This is a genomic window from Hahella sp. NS-SX17 (assembly GCF_057367735.1).
The window spans coordinates 5,260,263-5,281,304 of the sequence record NZ_CM170632.1 but is presented as its reverse complement, the minus strand read 5'-3'; the positions used below and the strand labels follow the sequence as shown (position 1 = coordinate 5,281,304).

The following is a 21,042-nucleotide window of genomic DNA, read 5'->3' as shown; positions in this document are numbered from 1 at the left end:
AAATAACAACATCGGCTATGGGCTACTGGACAACGCAGCTTAAAAAAACAAGCAAAGAAAGAAGGGCTTATTATCTAGGACATCGGCATGCCCAAACCTCAAAAAGATGATATTTACGAAGCGGTTCTCTTCTTGGAGGATCAGTATGTAGCGCGGCAAATGCGCTATTCGGAATTTGAGGCCATATTGGACGGCGTGGTGGCTCTGAATGATCTGGCTGATACGGAAATAACAGCGGTTTATGCAGAGCTTAACAAACAGTTGATACCTCGAGCGCTGGTATTTTTCAACGTCTACTTCGATGAAGAAGGCATCGCGGATTCGGAGTGGAACGTCCCTCTGAAGCGCTTGGCGAAAATTTCTGGCTCCGGTCCGGACCTCGGCGCAGGCCCGGTTCGACTTGCCTGTCGCAGTCAATGCGCTATCTCCTGGCATCAGCGGGATTTGTGGGACCCGGATATGAAGCCGGGGGGGAACGACTTTCAGGTAATCAAAAAGTCGTTGCAGGAAAATCGCCTGGGTTTCGAGGTGGTTGGCGAAGTATTGGAAGAAGAGGAGGATATTCCTGTTCTGACTCCCACACAGGCTGCTCCACAAACGGCGGCTTCGACTTCCGCGTTGGAGGAGCAGGAGCGGGTTCATCGCACGAAACTGGCGCGCCTGCTGAAAGCGCAGCGCTTGCGCATCAAGACGTTGAACAGTCAGCACGAAGCGGAAATTGAAGAGCTTAACCGGCAGCATCGGCTGGAAATGCAAGCGCTGAAGACCAAAGTGCAGGATATGGAGCAAAGCGTCCAGCACACCAAAGTGCTTTATGACCAGACCAAGATTAAGTTGCAGAAACGCAGCGACCAATATCTGTCTCTACAAGAGGAGATGGTGCAATTCAAGAAACGTCAATCGATGCTGGAGAAGGAACTTAGCAAGAGCGACGGCGGCGAGGAAGCTGAGCGTCTGAAGCAACGCTTGGAAAGTGAGCTGACGATTGTGAAAGAACAGTTGCAGCGTCGTGAGGCGGAACTGGTCTACCGGGATGAGCGTGAGGAGCAGCTGCGTCAAGAGATTCAAACCCTGAAGGATGAATCGGATGAAGGTGGCGGTGACATCCTCAATAAGCTTGCTGAACTGGATGTTGTTTTTGTTGTCTATCACCCCGGCGCAGGACATATCACCATTCCGGCAAAAGATGTCTTGCGTTATGTGCAGAACCCTATCGCCTATGCGGCGGAGCGTTGTTTTGTGACGGAGCGGCATTACAAGGAGTGGCTGGACCATTACGAGAACGCCGTTTGCGAACATGAAGTTCCCGGTAAGGGCCTGTGTGGCGAGAGTGTTTCTCGTGTGACTGTGCCGGCGGAGTTTGTTGCTGGTGAAAGCAACCGCTGCGAGAAGCATCAAGAATAGTTCGTGTCCTCTCTTTTTTATCAACCAGATTGCGTGATTCAATCGCTCAGCCATCCGCTGGCTGAGCGCGCTGACATTCGTCTATGGATAGTGCGGGGCGACTTGGTTCATGAGTTCGTGTCTGGCAACAAGTGGTTCAAGCTCAAATACAACCTGCTGGAAGCCGTGCGAAACCAAGCATCGGGGGTGTTAAGCTTCGGCGGCGCCTACTCCAACCACTTGCACGCGCTCGCTGCGGCGGGGCGTATGCTGAATATTCCCACTTTCGGCGTTGTGCGCGGCGCCTGGCGGCGTGAGCTGACGCCAACCTTGCAAGAAGCTCAGAACTGGGGGATGCGCTTGTTGTTTGTCAGCAATGAGGCGTATCGCCACAAGGATGACCCGGTTTGGCTGGAGGAAAGCATCGCGAACTGGGGCTTGTCAGAATTTATCGATACGCACAAGTTAATGGTTATCCCTGAAGGCGGCAGCAGTGCGCTAGCGTTGAAAGGGGTGTCTGAGTGGGGGCGGCGGATCTACTCCCATTTTGCCTTGACGCCTGCGTCTATATTCTTGCCATGCGGCACAGGCGGTACGATGGCGGGATTCATCGCCGCTGGCTCACCCCATGAGGTGGTCGGCGTGCCCGTGTTGCGCGCCGGCGACTCTATTGCAGATAAGGTCGAGGAGTTGCTGACTCTGAATAAGCAACGGTCAGGAACTCGCTTTCGTTTCCTGCACGGCTATGAGTTTGGCGGCTACGCCAGGACAAATGCGGAGCTGCTGAATTTTATTCAGGATTTCTCCAGCCATACTGGCGTTGAATTGGAGCCTGTCTACACAGGGAAGATGGCGTATGCGGCGCTGGACTGGTTGCGTCGCGGCGAGGCTCCTAAGGGCTCGGATGTCGTACTGGTGCACACTGGCGGTATGCAGGGAGTGCGGGGTTTTCTTGATCAACGTTGATTCTTCCCACTAATAGCTCAATGTCGCCCTGGCTGATTCCGCCCAGTCGTCGCTAACGACAAAATATCGGGCTGTTTCCAGCCATCCACCCTCCGGCGATTCCGCCAGTGCGATCAACATCCGTGGACGACTGCTCCCTTCAGTAGAGTTCAATTCCCTGTATAACTTTTGCCAGCTCATGACTGGAGCCTGATCGTCGGGATGTATTGAAAGTGAAGATAGCCAGTGTGACTTAGGGAGGAGTATCCAGCTTGAGGCTGTTTCCTCCAATTGAGACAGTGCGCTGACAGGCAGCCAGCCGCCGCATAAGTGATCAGGGGAGGCAAGCGAAGGGGCGGCGACGCTGCCGGGCTCAATCAATGGATAAAACAGATATCCTTTCATAACGATTTGGCGACGGACTTCATTGACGCCCAGTTGCGCCAGCGCCTGTCTGGCCTCGGGTATTTCCGAAAGCAGAATCTGGCTGCTGAGCAGTTTATTCAGTTTAAGATCCAGTCGATCCAGATAGTTGGGGCCGAACCAGTGAGCGTCTCCGCCTTTCGCAGATGGCGTCGATAAGCCGAGGTAAAATTTGATCGCGACTTCCTGATGTGCGTAGTGTCCATCGGGCGCCTGCAGGATGAAATCAAATTCGCCGTAAGTCTTTTTCCTGTCCTTTACTTGCAAGCCATGGGCAATTACTCGCCAGGGGCTGACTCGATCAACGGCGAAACGCCAAAGTGTTTCAAAGTAAGGGCCCAGAAAATGGCTTTTTATGTTTCCTTCCATGTTTATCAGGTCTTTGGTCAGGGATGAATCTTTGTCGTTCAGGGCGGTTGGCGCGCGATGATCAAACTGAACTGGCTCCATACCTGGAATGACAGCCAGCTCCGGGCTATCACAGGTCCACTGTAAATCTCGAAGTAGTTGCAGAGGCGTTCGCTTCACAAATTAAACTTCCGTTAGTACCCTTGCCGGCTCTATGCTCGCTGAGCACCGTAGCGGACTGGTCTGCAGCGGAGCTGCGAGGGTGTGGATGTAGACAAAAACCGCCCTTAAGGCGCATACAAGCCGGGGCAGTTTGGGTAACATAACAAAAACGCTTGATTAAGGGCATGTATGGAACAGTTTCGTAATATCGGTTTGCTGGGCCGGATGGGCAGCGTTCAGGTGGTGGAAACGCTAAAGCGACTTAAAAACTATCTGGTCGGCGAAGGCTACGCGGTGATCCTGGAAGAAGCCACCGCAGCGGTGCTGCCGGGTCATAACGTACAGGTATCCAGTAAGAAAATGCTGGGAGAAATCTGCGACCTGGTGATCGTAGTAGGCGGCGATGGCAGTTTACTGGGCGCAGCGCGGGCGCTGGCGGGATGCAATGTGCCGGTGCTCGGCGTCAATCGCGGCAGGCTGGGTTTTCTTACCGATATTACCCCAACGGAAATGGAGCCCCAACTGGCGGAAGTGTTGTCTGGCAAGTATGTCGAAGAATCCCGCTTCTTGCTGGACGCATACGTCAAACGCAATGGCGAGCCCGTAGGTTATGGATGCGGACTGAATGACATTGTTCTGCATCCCGGTAAATCCACACGTATGATCGGCTTTGATCTCTATATCGAAGGGCAGTTCGTCAACAGCCAGCGTTCCGATGGACTGATTGTTTCCACACCCACCGGGTCTACAGCGTATGCGTTGTCTGCAGGCGGGCCGATCATGCACCCCCGTCTCGACGCCATCGTGCTGGTGCCCATGTTCCCCCATACTCTGAGCAGTCGTCCAATTGTGGTGGACGGCAACAGCGAAATTAAGATCATTATCGGCGATTACAACGAAACCTATCCTCACGTCAGTTGCGATGGGCAGACGCACGTCACCTGCGCGCCGGGCGATACGGTCACCATCTGTAAGAAGCCGCAGAAGCTGCGTCTGATTCATCCCATGAGCCATAATTTCTATCAGATCTGTCGGGATAAGCTGGGCTGGTCAAGCAGTAGAGATCAGGGAGGGCAGTAGTCTAATGTCCGAGAGCCAGAAGTACCGAGGCTTTGACTTCATCGGCGACGTCCATGGATGCGCTAAAACGCTGGAGGCTTTGCTGGAGAAGCTCGATTACCGGAAAATCAACGGCGTATACAGTCACAAGCATCGTCAGGCGGTTTACGTCGGCGATATCGTCGACCGCGGCCCTCGCATCCGCGAGGCGCTGCATATTGTGCGGGATATGGTGGAGCATGGTAGCGCTCGTATCGTTATGGGCAACCATGAGTACAATGCGCTGGGGTATTGCACCAGGGCGCGACCGGGCAGTACACACACCTATCTGCGTGAGCATACGCCCCGTCATGAGCGTTTGATTCGGGAAACGCTGGACCAGTTCGCTAACTATGGCCATGAGTGGAATGAGTTTCTTGAGTGGTTCATGACACTGCCGCTGGTGATAGACGACCAGAGCTTCCGAGTCGTGCATGCTTGCTGGGATCACGGCTTGATATCCCAGTTTTTAGGGCTCCACCCCGACGGCCTTATTACGGAGGACTTTCTGCATGCTTCCACCGTTCGCGACAGCTTTGCCGGCCATGTGATGGATCGCTTGCTGCGCGGCACGGATATGAAGCTCCCTGATGGCATGTCCATTCGCAGCAGCGATGGTTTCGTTCGCACCGCTTTCCGCACCAAGTTCTGGAAAGCGGAGCCTGAGACATACGGTGATGTGGTATTTCAGCCGGATGCGCTGCCCGATGAGGTCGCGGAGCGGCGTTTGACGGAGCGAGAGCGGCGCATGCTGCTGTTTTACGGCCTGGAAGAACCGCCGCTGTTTGTGGGGCACTATTGGCTACAGGGGGCTCCACGACCTATTCGGCCCAATCTCGCTTGTCTGGACTACAGCGCAGTGAAATACGGCAAGCTGGTGGCTTATCGGTTGGAAGCCGGGGACCGTCAGCTGGCTGCGGATAACTTCGTCTGGGTGGATGTGATGCGTGACGCGGGGGCCGCCGCCGGGCGCTGAGTGCATGGAGAAAGTCTGCGACATTCTTGCTGATGAAGACATAGAGTCTCTTCGGTGTTATCTGCATAGCAATGGCGTCCCCGTAACCTTCAAGCAAAATGGGGCGCGCCAGGAGATGTGGGTGGATGATCCGGCTGTTAAGTCTCTAGCGCTGGAGTCATACCACAGTTTTCGCAAGGGCGCCGCCGCAGAAAATAATACCTCTTTGAAGAAGAGGACGCTGCTTGCTCAGGCTTACGATTATCCGTGCAGCGTCATTTTGGTCATATCGCTTGTTATTGCCGCCTGCATTACTAACTTTGGCGATAACCAGCAAGTTGTTAGTAAGCTCCTTATTATTGATCGATCTCTTCTGCCTTATGACGACATATTGGACAGGGTTAGATCTCTTATCGTCACTCTGCAGGGCGGGGCGTTTTGGCGCATGGTGACGCCTTTCTGGGTGCACTTTGGCGTACTGCACTGGCTGGGAAATATCTTGGCGATCTGGATGTTAAGCCGAAGCTTGGAAGCGCTTTTCAGCAAGCGGGGTTACTTTGCTTTCGTGTTGGGCGGGGCGCTTTTAAGCAATTTGGCGCAATATTTGGTGGCGGGCCCCTATTTTGGTGGAGCCTCGGGGGTGGGGTATGCATTTATTGGGGCTCATGCCGCCGGCCTTGCATTTGCTCCAGCTAGAAAAATCTGGGCCCCTTTCTTTTTTATCGTCGCATGTATTCTTTCAATGTTGGCGGGAATGGTAGGGCTGCCTGAGAAATTAGGCTACATCTTCGCCAATACGGCGCACGTTTTTGGTTTTTGGTTTGGCTTCGCTACGATGGCGCTATGGCTGAAAACAAGAGGAAAAAAGATGGGGAAGGCACCAACGGAGCATAACGGATAAACCAAATTGCAGAGCTGATTTTTCCAGCGTCCGTTGATGCGCATCCCCCAAGTAGCTGTGAATACTCTGATGAGAGCTGTGTGGGATCAAACACACAATGCAAATGATAATGATTATCATTTGTAAGTCAACACTTTTTCACCAGAATTTTATTGAAATGTCGGATCGCCCTTATGTTATAGTCCGCAACATTGTGCTGGAGACCCCTTATGTCCTTTGAAAATGCAGTAAAAAACCTGACTCCAGAGATTTATGAGGCTATGAAAACAGCCTTGGAGTTGGGTAAATGGCCGGACGGTAAGAAGTTATCAATGGAACAGAAAGAACTCTGCATGGAGGCGCTCATTACCTACGAAATTTCCCACGATGTGCCTGAAGATCAACGGGTGGGATATATAGAAAGAGACCGGCCGACGCCATGCGCCTTGAAGGCGGCCGCGGCGGAATCTTCCTCTGGCGTATGGACGCCTGAAAGCGGCGTTTCCAAGCATTGATCGAAGTTTCGCCTCCGTCGCGACGGGAGCGCGCGTTTCGACAATAACAATAATTGAGAGATGAATAAAAAACCAAGGGGACTCACTTGAGGGAAGTAGCTCAAGGCTGTCTGGAGAAAATGTTCAGCCAGCTCGACAACCCCGTCAACTACAGCCTGGTGGTTGGCGATGAACGAGTGGAGTTGAACTCTCTGCTCGGCAAATCACTTCAGATTAAATTTAGCGGCAAGATTGTCTGTAATCACTGCGGCCGCTCCACCAAAAAGAGCTTTAGTCAAGGCTTCTGTTTTCCTTGCTTCAAAAAACTGGCGCGTTGCGACAGCTGCATTATGAGCCCGGAAAAATGCCATTTCTTCGCCGGGACTTGTCGGGAGCCTGAGTGGGGGGAAACCTACTGCATGGTTCCTCATGTGGTGTATCTCGCCAACTCGTCGGGAGTGAAAGTCGGCATCACCCGGAAAACTCAGATACCCACCCGCTGGATTGACCAGGGCGCGACACAGGCCTTGCCGATCATGGAAGTCACCACGCGTCGGATGTCCGGTCTGGTGGAGGCGGTATTCCGGCAATCGGTGACGGATAGAACTAATTGGCGCGCGATGCTTAAAGGCGATCCGGAACCATTGGATTTGATTGCGGAAAGAGACCGTTTGCTCGCCGAGCTGGAAGGTGCGCTGGAAGGCTTACGCTGCGCTGAAGGGGCGGATAACATGGAAATTTTGACGTCTGCGGATGTGGTCGACATTGCTTTTCCAGTGATGCAGTATCCGCAGAAGGTGGTTAGTCTAAACCCGGAAAAAGAGCCGGAAGTTAGTGGTACATTACTGGGTATCAAAGGGCAGTATCTGATTTTGGATACTGGCTGCATTAATATTCGCAAATTTACGTCATACGAAGTTTCAGTCGCCGTCTGAGCCTATATGGAAGCTCGCCCACGGAACACTTGAGCATAATTACTATGAAAGAAAGTCAACCTCGCACTATATACCTGAAAGATTATCGCAAACCGGACTTTTTGATCGACGCCACGGACCTGAACTTCCAACTGTTCGAAGATGGGGCCCGAGTCACTTCCCAGCTGCATATCAGGCGTAATCCTGACGCCGATGCGTTCCGTGATGTTCTGGAGCTGGATGGCGTTGAATTGCAGTTGGAGCGCCTGCTGCTGGACGGCCGCACACTGAACCCGAATGAGTACCAGCTTGACGAGGAGTCGCTAAGACTGGAGCGCCTGCCCAAGCAGTTCGTGCTGACGGTCGTCACTTGGATCAAGCCGCAGGAGAACACTTGCCTGGAGGGGCTGTATCGCTCCAGTTCCATGTTCTGCACTCAGTGCGAGGCGGAAGGCTTTCGTCGTATTACTTATTATCTGGATCGCCCGGATGTGATGTCTTCTTTCACCACCACTATTGAGGCGGAGAAGAGTCGTTATCCTGTGCTGCTGTCCAATGGCAACCCTGTCGCCTCAGGTGAGAGCGGAGATCGCCATTGGGTGAAATGGGAAGACCCTTTCAAGAAACCCTGCTATCTGTTCGCGTTGGTGGCTGGCGACTTGGAATGGGTGGAAGACAGCTTCACAACCATCAGCGGTCGCGAAGTGCAGCTGCGGATCTATGTTGAGCCGCAGGACCTGAATAAGTGCAGCCACGCCATGGATTCTCTCAAGCGCTCCATGACTTGGGATGAAGAGGTGTACGGCCGTGAGTACGACCTGGATATCTTCAACATAGTCGCCGTCAGCGACTTCAATATGGGCGCGATGGAAAACAAAGGGTTGAACATATTCAACTCGTCTTGCGTGCTGGCGAACCCGGAGACTTCCACGGATGGGGCGTTTCAGCGTATTGAGGCTATCGTTGCGCACGAATACTTCCATAACTGGTCTGGCAATCGGGTGACTTGTCGTGACTGGTTTCAGTTGAGCCTGAAGGAAGGCTTTACTGTTTTCCGCGACGCGGAATTTTCTGCGGACATGCATTCGCGCGCCGTTAAGCGCATTGAAGACGTCGCCTTGTTGCGCACCATGCAGTTCGCCGAGGATGCAGGTCCTATGTCGCATCCGGTGCGACCGGATTCCTATATGGAAATCTCTAACTTCTACACGCTGACCGTATATGAGAAGGGTAGTGAAGTGGTGCGCATGCTGCACACCTTGCTGGGGGCGGAGAAGTTTCGCGAGGGATCTGACCTTTATTTCTCCCGCTTTGATGGTCAGGCGGTGACTACCGATGACTTTGTCGCCTGTATGGAAGAAGTCAGCGGTCAGGATTTTTCCCAGTTCAAGCGTTGGTACAGCCAGTCCGGAACGCCTGTCGTGTCAGTGACGGACCAGTATGACGCGGAGACGGAAGAGTACCGTCTTGATGTCAAACAAAGCTGCCCACCCACTCCGGGGCAACAGGAAAAGCAGCCGTTCCAGATTCCGTTGGCGGTTGGTCTGCTGGACCGTTCGGGCAAAGACATGTCCTTGACGCTGAAATCAGGTGAGGGCGAAGCCTCTGGCGTCGATGGCGACTTTACCCGGGTCCTGCAGGTTCGAGAGTCCGAGCAAAGCTTTGTTTTCACCGGCGTAACGGAAAAACCGACGCCTTCGCTGTTGCGCAGTTTCTCTGCGCCAGTACGATTGAATTACCCCTACGACAGGAATCAACTCACTTTCCTCATGTCATTCGACAGCGACGGTTTCAACCGCTGGGATGCAGGGCAAAAGTTAGCCCTTTCCGTCTTCAACGAGCTGATTGACGCGGAACTGAAAGGAGAGCAGGCGGACATTGACGAGCGCTACATTGAGGCGATGCGTCAGGTGTTGCTGGATGACGAAGGCGACCACGCTATGCTGGCGAAAATGGTTCAGGTTCCTGGCGTGTCGTTGCTGGCGGAGCAGGCCGAGGTGGTTCATGTCGACGCCATCCTCAACGCCCGGCGGCGGGTACATGAGAGAATCGGCGCCTCTTTGTCGGAGCTGTTGTTGAGTAAATACCGTCAACTGCACGCCCAGTCAGGCAATGCACTGGATAGCGTTTCCATGGGCTTGCGCGCCTATAAAAACGCTTGTTTGATGCTGCTTGCGCAGGGGAATGCGCAAGAGTCCGTATCATTGGCGAAGCTGCAGATGCAGCAGGCTCAGACCATGACGGATGAATTCGGCGCCTTGGCCGCGCTGGTGAACGGTCCGGATACTGAAGCGGCGCAATCCGCTTTGGCCGACTTCCTGTGTAAGTGGAAGAAAGACCAGCTGGTCATGGAGCAATGGTTCAGCGTGCAGGCGGCCAGCGAGCATCATGGCGCACTGGATAGTGTCCAGGCGTTGACGGCGCATGAATTGTTCTCTGAGCGCAATCCAAACAAGGTTCGTTCCGTGATTGGAACCTTTGGCGGCCAGAACTGGCGTCACTTTCATGCAGCGGACGGCTCTGGCTATCGCTTCCTGCGCGAGTGGATCATAAAGATGGATGGCTTGAACCCGCAAATTGCTTCCCGTCTGCTGACGCCACTGACTCGCTGGCGTAAATTGGAGCCGCAGCGCTCTGCGCTCATGCAGAAAGAGTTGCAGGAGATTATGGCGCATCCGGGCTTATCAAGAGATGCCTACGAAGTGGTGTCAAAAAGTCTGAAATAGGCGTAATTTGTAGAGAAAATGTCGATAAATGTCCGTTAAATATCGGAGGAATAGACAAAATTACTTGCTGAACTAAGCTTTTACATACAATAAAGCCCTGTTGAAGCAGAGCAAAATAAGAATAAAGCAGGAGGGGACCTCTCAGTCCGGCGCTCAATCACTCAGCTGAGCGCCGCGTCAGCCGAAAGAGTCGTTCAATAATCCAGCTGTCTTCGATTAGGAATAAGAGTATCTATGATGCAGAATAAAAAAATACTGCTTGGAAGCTTGTTGCTGTTTTCCTTCTATGCCGCCTGCGCAGGGGCGGCGGTGAGCCCCACTGAGGCGAAAAAACTAACGGGAGAACTCACTCCTTTTGGCGCAATACGAGAAGGCAATGGTGAGGATATTCCTCGCTGGGAAGGGGGGATAGCCCAGCCGCCAAAAGAATATCAGCGTGCGGGGCAGCACCACCCAGACCCTTTTAAGGAAGACAAGCCTAAAGAAACGATTACTGCTCAGAACTTCACTAAGTATGAAAAGTACCTGAGTGAAGGGTTGCAGGCGCTATTTAAGACTTATCCCACTACATTCAAGATTCCCGTGTACGCCACCCGCCGCTCTCATTCCGCGCCGGACTGGGTGAACCAGAACACCTATGAAAACGCAGTCAAAGCCGACCTGACTAAAGATGGAAATGGCGTTACTGGCGCATACGGGGGCATCCCCTTCCCGGTGTTGCATGGTTCGAATGAACGCAAGGCGCTACAGACTGTCTGGAATCACCTTACTCGCTGGCGCGGCGTTTTTGTCACCCGGCGCGCGTCGGAAACGGCGGTGCAGCGTAACGGCGAGTTCACCCTGGTCAATTCTCAGCAGGAAGTCTTCTGGAATTTCTATAATCCAGAAGGCAGCGAAAAAGATCTGAAGAATATCCTGTTCTATTACCTCTCCTTTACGATTTCTCCTGCGCGCCTTGCTGGCGGCGCAGTGTTAGTGCATGAAACACTGGATCAGGTAAAAGAGCCTCGACAGGCGTGGGGCTACAACGCCGGACAAAGACGGGTCAGAAGGGCGCCTAATCTGGCCTATGACTCGCCGATCGCCGCCTCGGATAACTTGCGTACGGCGGATGACACGGATATGTACAACGGCGCTCCGGATAGATACGACTGGAATTATCTGGGGCTGAAGGAAATGTATATTCCCTACAACAGCTACCAAATATCTCAGGCGGGGTTGAAGTATGCGGATGTACTGGGCGTCTCCCATATCAATCCTGACTACACCCGTTTTGAGAAGCACCGGGTGCATGTGGTTGAGGCCAAACTCAAGTCAGGGGAGAGGCATATCTATTCCCGGCGTGTGTTTTATATCGATGAGGACAGCTGGAATATCGCCTTAGTGGACCAATATGACGGCCGCGGTGAGCTGTGGCGAGTCAGTATGGCGTTCCTGAAGAATTTTTATGAATTGCCTTCCACATGGACGGCATTGGACGTGTTTTACGATTTGCAGGCGCGCAGATATCACGTGCAGGGCCTGGATAGCGAAGAGCGCTCCACGCGGGTGTTCACCAACGAGGTTCCAGACCGCCGTTACTTCAGTCCGCAATCGCTGCGGCGGCGCGGGATACGCTAGAGCGCTTGCAGTTGGTGCGACAGCGGCTAATTTTTTAAGGGGCGCCGTGAGGCGCGATGTGCAAAAGGAAGATGTGGGCATAGACAGTGATGGGCTCAGAAAAAGGCGGGAATAAATGAAGTTAACGACGGTTCTGCGGAAAATGACGTTCGCGTGCGCGCTGTGTGTATCGTTGAACTCTCCTTGGTCTCTGGCGGGCGATGTGCTCAGCACTCCGGCAATGAAAACTGAATTGGCTCCCGCTACGTTGCTGGTGGATGTGGTGAAAGCCGGCGATCGTCTGGTGGCGGTTGGGCAGCGGGGGCATATCATTTATTCCGATGATCAGGGCGGAAGCTGGACGCAGGCTAACTCGCCTGTATCGACATTGCTGACCTCCCTGTTTTTTGTGGACGCCAAGCAAGGCTGGGCGGTCGGCCACGGCGCGGTAGTGCTGCATACTGAGGATGGTGGCGTCAACTGGAGCAAACAATTTGACGGCCTCGCTGCAAATGAGATGGTTATCGCCCAGGCGCAGAAACGGGTGGCGAACTTAAAGGAGCAGCTGGACGCGGCGCCGGAAGAAGAGGCGTCGGATCTGGAGTATCAACTGGAGGACGCCAGCTTCGCCCTTGAGGACGCCATGGCGGATGCAGAAGTTGGCCCGGGAAAGCCCCTGCTTGACGTTTGGTTTAAAAATGCGCAAGAAGGCTTCGTCGTCGGCGCCTATGGCTTTTTCTTTCGCACGGAAGATGGCGGCGCCAGTTGGACTAACTGGGCGCCCAGGCTGGAAAACACCGAGCGCTTTCACTTGAACGCGATTGCGCAGATCACTGGCGGCGCGATGTTTATTGTCGGCGAGGCGGGATATGTTTTCCGTTCGACGGATTTTGGCGCGACCTGGGAAACGCTTGAGTCGCCCTATGACGGCTCACTGTTCGGAGTAAGCGGCAACGGCAATGTCAATGAAGTGTTTGTGTTCGGTCTGCGCGGACATTTGTTCCATTCCCAGGACTCTGGTTCTACTTGGGAGCGTGTGGGCGTTGATGTGGAAGAATCGCTGATGGGCGCAGCCATAGGTGAGGGCGGGCGCATGGCGGTGGTAGGGAATTCCGGGGTTATGTTGCTGAGTCAGAACTTCGGTGAAGACTTCAAGGTTCATCCGCAGGCGGACCGTCAGGGATTGCTGGCGGCGACATTTCTGTCTCCCGACCAATTGATGCTAGTCGGCGAGGGCGGCGTGAACGTCCTCAAAAGCATAAGCAAGCTGAACTAGCCATAGTTCGATAGCAACCCACATTAGAACAATCAGACAGGGGAAACTTGAATGTCGAACAAGTTGCACGATCAAGGCGATCACTTCATTTTAACGCCGAAAGCGGAGCCGTGGCTGGAACGGCTGGTGTTTAACAATCGCCTGATCATTCTTATCGTCTTTCTGGCAATTACCGTATTCATGGCCTTCAACGCTGCGAAAATAAAGCCGGATTCCAGCTTTGAGCGACTGATTCCTCTGGAGCACCCCTATATCCAGAACATGCTGGAGAACCGGGATGATCTGGAGAACCTGGGTAACTCCATCCGCATTGCTGTAGCGGTCGAGGAGGGGGACATTTTCACTGACTCCTACATGGAGACCCTGAAGCAAATCACGGACGAGGTGTTTTATCTGCGCGGCGTAGACCGCTCCGGCGTGCGTTCCGTGTGGACTCCCAATGTGCGTTGGGTGGAGGTCACTGAGGAAGGGTTTCAAGGCGGCACAGTCATTCCTGATGGTTACAACGGCGGCCAGGAAAGCCTGGACAAGCTGCGCCAGAATATTCTTCGCTCCGGTGAGGTAGGCCGACTGGTGGCGGACAACTTCCGCTCCGCTATTATCTATGCGCCTCTATTGGAGATCGACCCGGATACTGGGCAATCATTGAATTACGAGCAGTTCTCCCGGGATCTGGAAACCAATATCAGGGAAAAATTTCAAGCACAGAATCCCAATGTTCGAATCTACGCAATTGGTTTCGCTAAAAAGCTAGGGGACCTGATCGAAGGTATGCGCTCAGTGGTGCTATTCTTCCTGGTCGCCATTGTTCTCACTATTGTGCTGCTGTATTGGTACTCGCGTTGTTGGGCTGGCACATTGACGCCGGTTCTGGCCTCCGTCGTGGCGGTAATCTGGCAGGTAGGTCTCTTGCGGTTGCTGGGGTATGGGATTGATCCATACTCCATCCTGGTGCCGTTTCTGGTGTTCGCCATTGGCATCAGTCATGGCGTACAGATTGTCAATGCAATGACGATTGAGTCGGCCCGCGGCTTCGACGCCACCACTTCCGCGCGCTTGGCGTTCAGGGCGCTGTATATTCCCGGCATGCTGGCGCTGGTGAGCGACGCGATGGGATTCCTGACTCTCCTGTTTATCAAGATCGACGTCATCAAGGATCTCGCCGTCACCGCCAGTATTGGCGTAGCGGTGATCATTGTCACCAATCTGGTGCTGCATCCCATCATTCTGTCGTATGTAGGCATCACTAAGTCTGGCGTCAAACACCAGAAAAACCGCGGCGAAGAGCGTGACCGCAAATGGCTTCGCATGTCCTATTTCGCTCACCCTTCAGTAGCGCGAGTATCACTATTGATTGCGCTGGTCGGCGCTGGCTTGGGAATTTACTACAAACAGGGGCTGAAGATCGGCGATCTGGATAAAGGCGCTCCCGAGCTGCGTCCTGACAGCAGATATAACCGGGACAATGATTTCATTATCAACAACTACAGCACCAGCTCGGACGTAATGGTGGTGATGGTGAAGACGGGCAAGGAGAAATGTTCCAGTTATCCCGTCATGAAAGCAATGGATGAGCTGCAGTGGGTGTTGGAAAACACGCCGGGCGTTGAGTCGACAGCGTCGTTAGCGACAGTATCCAAAATTGTCACCAAAGCGCTGAATGAAGGTAACTTTAAGTGGTACGAACTGTCCCGCAATCAACAGATTATCAACTCGTCCATTCAGCGGGCGCCGTCTGGGTTAGTGAACTCCGACTGTAGCATGACGCCGCTACTGGCCTTCCTGGAGGATCATAAAGCGGAAACCTTACAGCGGGTGGTGGACACCATAGAAGCCTTCTCTCGCGATAACGTCAGTGAAGACTATCAGTTGCTGCTGGCGGCGGGGAACGCCGGTGTGGATGCGGCTACGAATCAAGTTATTTCCAAAGCCAAAGATCTGATGCTGATCTTCGTATACTCAGTGGTCAGCGTATTGTGTTTTGTTACGTTCCGCTCTATCCGGGCGGTGTTGTGCATTGTGGTGCCTCTGGGCTTGACTTCGATCCTGTGCGAAGCGTTGATGACGCAGATGGGCATTGGCATCAAAGTCGAAACCTTGCCCGTTATCGCCCTGGGAGTGGGCATCGGCGTGGATTATGGCATCTATATCTACACCAAGTTTGAGCACTATATCCTTGAAGGTAAAAGCTTGCAGGATGCGTATTTCGAAACATTGCGCTCAACCGGCAAGGCGGTAATGTTTACCGGCATTACGCTGGCGATCGGCGTATGCACCTGGATATTCTCCCCCATCAAACTGCAGGCGAACATGGGGCTGCTGCTGTTCTTTATGTTCCTTTGGAATATGGTCGGCGCGTTGTGGTTGCTGCCTGCTTTGGCCCGCTTCCTGCTTAACCCAGAGAAGATGGTTGCGAAGGCGAAAGCCGCAGAAGGAGGAGCCTAATACTCCAAGCGGCGTATTCGCCGTTTATCTTGCTGATGAGAAGGAGCCTGTAAAGGGCCCTTCTTTGACTATAATTAATTGGTAAGCGTCTGGAATTGAATAGTAAATTGGGTTGTAAAGCGGCCTGCAGGCCTATACATAATCCGGTTTACGTAAAGCAGTCTTGAAAGCAGGTACTCATCTCCCAATGCCATTGATTAACGCTATGCTGCGCTTCTTGGTTTTGAGCATTGCAGCTCTATGCGCCACATTGACGTATTCCGCAGACACGCCTTCTCATATCAGTATCGCTACCGGCAATGAGACTGGCGTGTATTTTCCGACAGGCGGCGCCATTTGCCGGTTAGTGAATAAGTCCAGCAAGGAATACGGGTTTCGCTGCTTCGTTGAAAGCACCGACGGATCGCCCTACAACCTGCGCGCATTACGCTTTGGAGAAGTGGACTTCGCTGTTGTGCAGTCTGATTGGCAGTTTCATGCTTATCATGGCAGCAGTATTTTCAAAGAAGCGGGGCCTCATAAAGAGCTGCGCTCTGTATTCGCTATCCACCCGGAGGCCTTTACCATCGTGGCGCGTAAAGACGCCAATGTGAAAAGTTTTAAAGACTTAAAGGGCAAGCGGGTTAATGTGGGTAATGAAGGTTCCGGCCAGCGCGGCACTATGGAAGTGCTCATGAATGCGTACGGCTGGTCTCTGAATGACTTTAAATCCGCCTCGGAAATCAAGGCTATCGAGCAGCCACGGGCGCTATGCTCTGCTCAGATTGACGTCATGCTATATATCGTGGGCCATCCAAGCGGCGCGGTGAAAGAGGCGACCACTCTGTGCGACAGCGTGCTAGTGTCGGTGGAAGGGGAGGAAATTGATAAACTCATCCGCGCCAATACTTACTATCGCCGCGCAGTGGTGCCTGGTGGAATGTACCGGGGCAATGAGCGGGACGTGAACACCTTCGGCGTCGGCGCCACCTTTGTAACTACCACAGCCGTGTCGGACGAAGTGGTCTACAGTGTGGTCAAAGCGGTTTTTGAGAATTTCGACCTGTTTCGACGTCTGCATCCCGCACTGGCCAACCTGAAGAAAGAGCAGATGATTTTCGATAGCCTGACGGCGCCGTTGCATGCCGGTGCTGAGAAGTACTACCGGGAAATGGGCATGATTGGTAACTGATCGCCAAATTTGCTCTTTGTAAGGCCGACCTTAACGTCGGCGTAGCGCTTTTTTGCGTATGTTGTCCCAGAGCAGCTGATAGGCGAGGGTGGCTGGCGATCTTGGCGCGAATACCGGCAAGGGCTCGCGAAACTCCCCCATCTTTTCCACATCGCTACAGTAAGGGATGTAGCCGATTGGCGTTTTGCCGAGCGTTTTTTTGCAGCTGGCGGTGAAATCCTGGTGAATGCTCTTGCGGCGATCAATCATGGTCAACACGGGATACAGCTTGGTCACATCGATTTTCTTCTGCTCCATCATCTCCGTCACATGACGATAAGTTTCAAAAGACAGATGAGTCGGTATCATTGTGACCAGCACGGCGTCGGCGGCTTTGAGTATGCGCAGCGCCAGCTCCGATAAGGTGGGGGGACAGTCCAACACCAATACGCCATAAGTTTCGCTCAGCATGGATAACCAGGAGTCGAGCTTGCCTCCGCTGACGCCGGTGAGATTGACGTCGATATTACGGTTGCTCATATCGGAGGGGATGATATCCAGTCGGTCATAACCTGTTCCTTGAATCAACTCCCCCAGCGCAAGCTTGTCCTTGATCAGCTTGCTTGCTTTCTTGCGCTTGCTGTTCTCAACCTGAAAATACCAACTCGCCGCCGCCTGGGCGTCAAAGTCCCACAGTAGAGTGGGTTGTCCGCTACAAGCGCTGAGATAAGCAATATTGACGGCAGTGGCGGTTTTTCCCACCCCGCCTTTTAGGTTGTATACCGCTATGGTTTTCATGGAGTCTGATGGCGCCTTGTTGTTATGGTCGGCTGGAGCCCTGGTTGACCGGCGTTGGTGTAATACTTCCATGGAGCGCCGGTGAGTGCGAGCAGTCAGGCTTTGCCGACAGGGTTTTATTATTGGGTTGCTCTGTCAGAGTTATATAGGCTTTAACTGTAAAATCAAGAAACAATCGCATGCCGGGGCGCTTTTAGCGTGGCAACGCAGCCGCATAGTTGCTAGAATCTCTGCCCCTGAAATTTGTGTGCAAGTGGTCTTTGGTATGGACCACCACTGGTGAAGGATAGTTTTTTATGCCCGTAATTACATTGCCAGACGGCAGTAAGAGAGAATTTTCCAACCCTGTAACTGTGCTGGATGTCGCCGCTGACATCGGTCCCGGACTGGCCAAAGCCGCTGTGGCGGGCAAAGTGGATGGAACACTGGTCGACTGCTCTCATGTTATCGATAAAGACACTGAACTGGCGATTGTAACGGAGCGCGACCCTGAAGGCGTTGAGGTGATCAGACACTCCAGCGCCCACTTGCTGGCGATGGCGGTGCAAAGTATTTTCCCTAGCGCGCAGGTAACTATCGGTCCTGTTATCGAAGATGGTTTTTACTACGACTTTGCGTTTGAGCGTCCTTTCACTCCAGACGATCTGGTTAAGATCGAAGAGAAGATGCAGGAGCTGTCCAGCGCCGACTTGCCGGTCACTCGCTCATTGATGTCTCGTTCTGAGGCGATAGAACTGTTCAAGAAAATGGGTGAAGAATACAAAGTCGAAATCATCGCCAGTATTCCCACCGAAGAAAATCTGTCTTTCTACTCTCAGGGCGACTTCATTGATTTATGTCGCGGCCCGCACGTTCCCAGCACAGGCAAAATCAAAGCTTTCAAGCTGACCAAAGTGGCGGGCGCATACTGGCGTGGCGATTCCAACAACGCCATGCTGCAGCGAATTTATGGCACTGCCTGGGGTAATAAAAAGGACCTCAAGGCGTATTTACACAGAATCGAAGAAGCGGAAAAGCGCGATCACCGTAAAATAGGCAAAAAGCTGGGCCTGTTCCACATGCAGGAAGAGGCGCCAGGCATGGTATTCTGGCACTCTGACGGCTGGACCTTATATCAAGTAATTGAGCAATACATGCGCAAGCAATTGCGTAAGCATGACTACAAAGAAATCAAAACGCCTCAGGTGGTTGAGCGTACTTTGTGGGAGAAGTCCGGGCACTGGGAAAAGTTCCGCGACGATATGTTCACCACTCAGTCTGAAGATCGCGACTTCGCTATCAAGCCGATGAACTGTCCCTGTCATGTTCAGGTGTTCAACCAGGGGCTTCGCAGTTACCGTGATCTACCGCTGCGGCTGGCTGAGTTCGGCTCCTGTCACCGTAATGAAGCTTCTGGCGCGCTCCACGGTCTGATGCGGGTGCGTGGTTTCACGCAGGATGACGCGCATATTTTCTGTACTGAAGAGCAGATCCAGGAAGAAGTCGGCAAGTTTATTGACTTCCTGCATGAAGTTTATGCGGACTTCGGTTTCTCCGAGATCATATACAAGCTGTCCACTCGTCCAGAGAAGCGCGTAGGTTCAGACGAAATCTGGGATAAGTCGGAAAAAGCTTTGGCGGATGCGTTGGACGCCAAAGGCTTGCCTTGGGAAGAATTGCCTGGCGAAGGCGCATTTTACGGCCCTAAAGTGGAATTCTCCCTGAAAGATTGTCTGGGGCGCTTGTGGCAATGCGGCACCGTGCAGGTGGATTTTTCCATGCCAGGCCGTTTAGGTGCGCAATACGTATCCGATGAGCAGGTCAGAAAAACGCCAGTTATGTTGCACCGGGCGATTTTGGGTTCCTTTGAGAGATTTATTGGAATTCTCATTGAACATTACGAAGGCGCATTCCCTTCCTGGCTGGCGCCGACTCAGGTTGCGATTCTCAATATTACCGACAAACAAGCGGATTATTGTAAAAAAATAGGCGAAATCCTGAATGATAAAGGGTTTAGGGTGCGTCTGGACTTGAGAAACGAAAAAATCAACTATAAAATTCGCGAGCATACTTTGAACAGAGTCCCCTTTTTGGCAGTGGTCGGGGACAAAGAAGTCGAAACTCAATGTTTAGCTATCCGGACTCGTCAAGGCGAAGACCTTGGTGTGATGTCCATTTCTGCGTTTGAAGAATTGCTTCAAAGTGAAGAAGCCAAACGCAGCCGTAGCTAGAAATGATTAATTAACACGGAGAAAACACGATTAAGCGCAATACGCCACAAGGCAAATCCGATCGTCCAAAAATAAATGAGAACATAACTGCTCCAGAAGTTCGGCTGATAGCCTCCGACGGGAAGCAGGTCGGTATAGTTCCTATAAAAGAAGCCTTGGAAAAAGCAGAGCAGGAAGGCTTGGATTTAGTGCAGATCGCGGATTCTGACCCGGTAGTCTGCCGCATAATGGACTACGGGAAAAAGATTTTTGAAGAGAAGAAGCAGAAAGCTGCTGCTAAGAAGAAGCAGAAGCAGACGCAAGTAAAAGAAATGAAATTTCGACCAGGGACGGAAGAAGGGGATTATCAGGTAAAGCTGCGCAACCTGATACGTTTCCTAGAGCACGGGGACAAGGCCAAAGTATCCATTCGCTTCCGCGGACGGGAAATGGCTCACCAAGAGCTCGGACTGCAGTTACTGCAAAGGGTCGAGAAAGACCTGGAGGAGTTCGGCGTCGTGGAGCAAAGGCCCAAGATGGAAGGGCGTCAGGCTATGATGGTGGTAGCCCCGAAAAAGAAAAAGTAGCCTTCTCAGCAATAGAGGCTGCTCATTTATATCTAAATGAATGCGGAGTATTCATATGCCTAAGATGAAAAGCAAAAGCTCGGCGGCGAAGCGGTTCAAAAAGACCGCTAACGGCTTTAAACACCGCCAATCCTTCACCAGTCATATTTTGACCAAGAAGAGCACCAAGCGTAAGCGTCACCTGCGTCCTAAGAAGCAAGTGAACCCTTCGGATGTTCCATTGATCAAGCGTATGCTCTGCCAGTAATTAATACGGAAGGATTGAAATATGCCTCGAGTTAAACGTGGTGTAACGGCTCGCCGTCGCCATAAGAAAGTTCTGAATCAAGCCAAGGGTTACTACGGAGCGCGTAGTCGTGTATTCCGTGTAGCCAAACAAGCGGTTATCAAAGCCGGACAATATGCTTACCGTGACCGTCGTCAGCGTAAGCGTCAATTCCGCGCGCTGTGGATTGCCCGTATTAACGCCGGAGCGCGTGACAACGGTCTGTCTTATAGCCGTTTGATCGCTGGTCTGAAGCGCGCCAACGTCGAGATCGATCGCAAGGTCCTGGCGGATCTGGCTATGAACGAAAAAGCGGCTTTTGCTGCTGTCGTTCAGAAAGCTAAAGAGGCCCTGGCGTAATCTAACTTTTCAGCAAATCGTTGATTTTGTTGATTAATATTTGAT

The 21,042-nt window shown here is 52.7% G+C and carries 18 protein-coding genes; 16 read left to right on the top strand and 2 right to left on the bottom strand.

Annotated features, from left to right (window positions below):
- Positions 1 to 87 precede the first annotated feature (87 nt).
- Entirely contained in the window at positions 88 to 1,404 is a 1,317-nt protein-coding gene (locus tag AC2IBB_RS23500) for a zinc ribbon domain-containing protein (protein ID WP_486329148.1), read from the top strand.
- Positions 1,405 to 1,407: 3 nt separating this feature from the next.
- On the top strand, positions 1,408 to 2,349 hold the full coding sequence (locus tag AC2IBB_RS23495) for a 1-aminocyclopropane-1-carboxylate deaminase/D-cysteine desulfhydrase (protein ID WP_486329147.1): 942 nt from the start codon (positions 1,408 to 1,410) through the stop codon (positions 2,347 to 2,349).
- Between the two features lie 9 nt (positions 2,350 to 2,358).
- On the opposite strand, the gene AC2IBB_RS23490 is transcribed toward AC2IBB_RS23495, so the two are convergent.
- On the bottom strand, positions 2,359 to 3,279 hold the full coding sequence (locus AC2IBB_RS23490; RefSeq protein WP_486329146.1) for a DUF1853 family protein: 921 nt from the start codon (positions 3,277 to 3,279) through the stop codon (positions 2,359 to 2,361).
- 171 nt (positions 3,280 to 3,450) lie between these two features.
- Between AC2IBB_RS23490 and AC2IBB_RS23485 the strand changes: the two genes are divergently transcribed.
- The 10 genes from AC2IBB_RS23485 to AC2IBB_RS23440 all read left to right on the top strand — a co-directional run bounded on the left by AC2IBB_RS23485 (position 3,451) and on the right by AC2IBB_RS23440 (position 16,819).
- On the top strand, positions 3,451 to 4,341 hold the full coding sequence (locus AC2IBB_RS23485; RefSeq protein ID WP_486329145.1) for an NAD(+) kinase: 891 nt from the start codon (positions 3,451 to 3,453) through the stop codon (positions 4,339 to 4,341).
- A 4-nt stretch (positions 4,342 to 4,345) separates the two neighbouring features.
- A complete protein-coding gene (locus AC2IBB_RS23480) occupies positions 4,346 to 5,335 on the top strand; it encodes a metallophosphoesterase (protein WP_486329144.1) in 990 nt (329 codons plus the stop codon).
- Between the two features lie 4 nt (positions 5,336 to 5,339).
- A complete protein-coding gene (locus tag AC2IBB_RS23475) occupies positions 5,340 to 6,215 on the top strand; it encodes a rhomboid family intramembrane serine protease (protein ID WP_486329143.1) in 876 nt (291 codons plus the stop codon).
- A 209-nt stretch (positions 6,216 to 6,424) separates the two neighbouring features.
- Positions 6,425 to 6,709 (top strand): YeaC family protein, encoded by a 285-nt coding sequence (locus AC2IBB_RS23470; protein WP_486329142.1) that lies wholly within the window; start codon positions 6,425 to 6,427, stop codon positions 6,707 to 6,709.
- An 86-nt stretch (positions 6,710 to 6,795) separates the two neighbouring features.
- Positions 6,796 to 7,623, top strand: a complete 828-nt coding sequence (locus tag AC2IBB_RS23465; RefSeq protein ID WP_486329141.1) for a DUF2797 domain-containing protein — start codon at positions 6,796 to 6,798, stop codon at positions 7,621 to 7,623.
- Positions 7,624 to 7,667: 44 nt separating this feature from the next.
- Complete coding sequence (gene pepN / locus AC2IBB_RS23460; RefSeq protein ID WP_486329140.1) at positions 7,668 to 10,328, top strand: aminopeptidase N; 2,661 nt, start codon at positions 7,668 to 7,670, stop codon at positions 10,326 to 10,328.
- A gap of 234 nt (positions 10,329 to 10,562) precedes the next feature.
- Complete coding sequence (locus tag AC2IBB_RS23455; RefSeq protein WP_486329139.1) at positions 10,563 to 11,948, top strand: DUF1329 domain-containing protein; 1,386 nt, start codon at positions 10,563 to 10,565, stop codon at positions 11,946 to 11,948.
- A 115-nt stretch (positions 11,949 to 12,063) separates the two neighbouring features.
- The gene (locus tag AC2IBB_RS23450) at positions 12,064 to 13,203 is read left to right on the top strand and encodes a WD40/YVTN/BNR-like repeat-containing protein (protein ID WP_486329138.1); all 1,140 of its coding nucleotides are present in this window, start codon (positions 12,064 to 12,066) and stop codon (positions 13,201 to 13,203) included.
- Positions 13,204 to 13,254: 51 nt separating this feature from the next.
- A complete protein-coding gene (locus AC2IBB_RS23445) occupies positions 13,255 to 15,648 on the top strand; it encodes an efflux RND transporter permease subunit (RefSeq protein ID WP_486329137.1) in 2,394 nt (797 codons plus the stop codon).
- Positions 15,649 to 15,835: 187 nt separating this feature from the next.
- The gene (locus tag AC2IBB_RS23440) at positions 15,836 to 16,819 is read left to right on the top strand and encodes a TAXI family TRAP transporter solute-binding subunit (RefSeq protein ID WP_486329136.1); all 984 of its coding nucleotides are present in this window, start codon (positions 15,836 to 15,838) and stop codon (positions 16,817 to 16,819) included.
- A gap of 30 nt (positions 16,820 to 16,849) precedes the next feature.
- Here AC2IBB_RS23440 and AC2IBB_RS23435 read toward each other — a convergent pair whose 3' ends face one another.
- Positions 16,850 to 17,596, bottom strand: a complete 747-nt coding sequence (locus AC2IBB_RS23435) for a ParA family protein (RefSeq protein WP_486329135.1) — start codon at positions 17,594 to 17,596, stop codon at positions 16,850 to 16,852.
- A gap of 296 nt (positions 17,597 to 17,892) precedes the next feature.
- Between AC2IBB_RS23435 and thrS the strand changes: the two genes are divergently transcribed.
- Genes thrS through rplT form a run of 4 tightly spaced genes read left to right on the top strand, consistent with a single transcriptional unit; the run spans position 17,893 to position 20,997 of the window.
- Positions 17,893 to 19,806 carry a threonine--tRNA ligase gene (thrS, locus tag AC2IBB_RS23430; RefSeq protein ID WP_486329134.1) on the top strand — a complete coding sequence of 638 codons (1,914 nt, stop codon included), beginning with the start codon at positions 17,893 to 17,895 and terminating at the stop codon, positions 19,804 to 19,806.
- Positions 19,807 to 19,835: 29 nt separating this feature from the next.
- Complete coding sequence (gene infC, locus AC2IBB_RS23425) at positions 19,836 to 20,372, top strand: translation initiation factor IF-3 (protein ID WP_083769803.1); 537 nt, start codon at positions 19,836 to 19,838, stop codon at positions 20,370 to 20,372.
- A 55-nt stretch (positions 20,373 to 20,427) separates the two neighbouring features.
- Positions 20,428 to 20,619: a 50S ribosomal protein L35 gene (gene rpmI, locus AC2IBB_RS23420; protein WP_011398345.1), complete on the top strand. Its 192-nt coding sequence runs from the start codon at positions 20,428 to 20,430 to the stop codon at positions 20,617 to 20,619.
- 21 nt (positions 20,620 to 20,640) lie between these two features.
- The gene (gene rplT / locus AC2IBB_RS23415) at positions 20,641 to 20,997 is read left to right on the top strand and encodes a 50S ribosomal protein L20 (RefSeq protein WP_011398344.1); all 357 of its coding nucleotides are present in this window, start codon (positions 20,641 to 20,643) and stop codon (positions 20,995 to 20,997) included.
- Positions 20,998 to 21,042: the final 45 nt, after the last annotated feature.

Coding starts and splice junctions, on each gene's coding strand:
- AC2IBB_RS23500 (WP_486329148.1), top strand. CDS start 88: ATGCCCAAACCTCAAAAAGATGATATTTACGAAGCGGTTCTCTTCTTG.
- AC2IBB_RS23485 (WP_486329145.1), top strand. CDS start 3,451: ATGGAACAGTTTCGTAATATCGGTTTGCTGGGCCGGATGGGCAGCGTT.
- AC2IBB_RS23480 (WP_486329144.1), top strand. CDS start 4,346: ATGTCCGAGAGCCAGAAGTACCGAGGCTTTGACTTCATCGGCGACGTC.
- AC2IBB_RS23475 (WP_486329143.1), top strand. CDS start 5,340: ATGGAGAAAGTCTGCGACATTCTTGCTGATGAAGACATAGAGTCTCTT.
- AC2IBB_RS23470 (WP_486329142.1), top strand. CDS start 6,425: ATGTCCTTTGAAAATGCAGTAAAAAACCTGACTCCAGAGATTTATGAG.
- pepN (WP_486329140.1), top strand. CDS start 7,668: ATGAAAGAAAGTCAACCTCGCACTATATACCTGAAAGATTATCGCAAA.
- AC2IBB_RS23455 (WP_486329139.1), top strand. CDS start 10,563: ATGATGCAGAATAAAAAAATACTGCTTGGAAGCTTGTTGCTGTTTTCC.
- AC2IBB_RS23450 (WP_486329138.1), top strand. CDS start 12,064: ATGAAGTTAACGACGGTTCTGCGGAAAATGACGTTCGCGTGCGCGCTG.
- AC2IBB_RS23445 (WP_486329137.1), top strand. CDS start 13,255: ATGTCGAACAAGTTGCACGATCAAGGCGATCACTTCATTTTAACGCCG.
- AC2IBB_RS23440 (WP_486329136.1), top strand. CDS start 15,836: ATGCCATTGATTAACGCTATGCTGCGCTTCTTGGTTTTGAGCATTGCA.
- AC2IBB_RS23435 (WP_486329135.1), bottom strand. CDS start 17,596: ATGAAAACCATAGCGGTATACAACCTAAAAGGCGGGGTGGGAAAAACC.
- thrS (WP_486329134.1), top strand. CDS start 17,893: ATGCCCGTAATTACATTGCCAGACGGCAGTAAGAGAGAATTTTCCAAC.
- rpmI (WP_011398345.1), top strand. CDS start 20,428: ATGCCTAAGATGAAAAGCAAAAGCTCGGCGGCGAAGCGGTTCAAAAAG.
- rplT (WP_011398344.1), top strand. CDS start 20,641: ATGCCTCGAGTTAAACGTGGTGTAACGGCTCGCCGTCGCCATAAGAAA.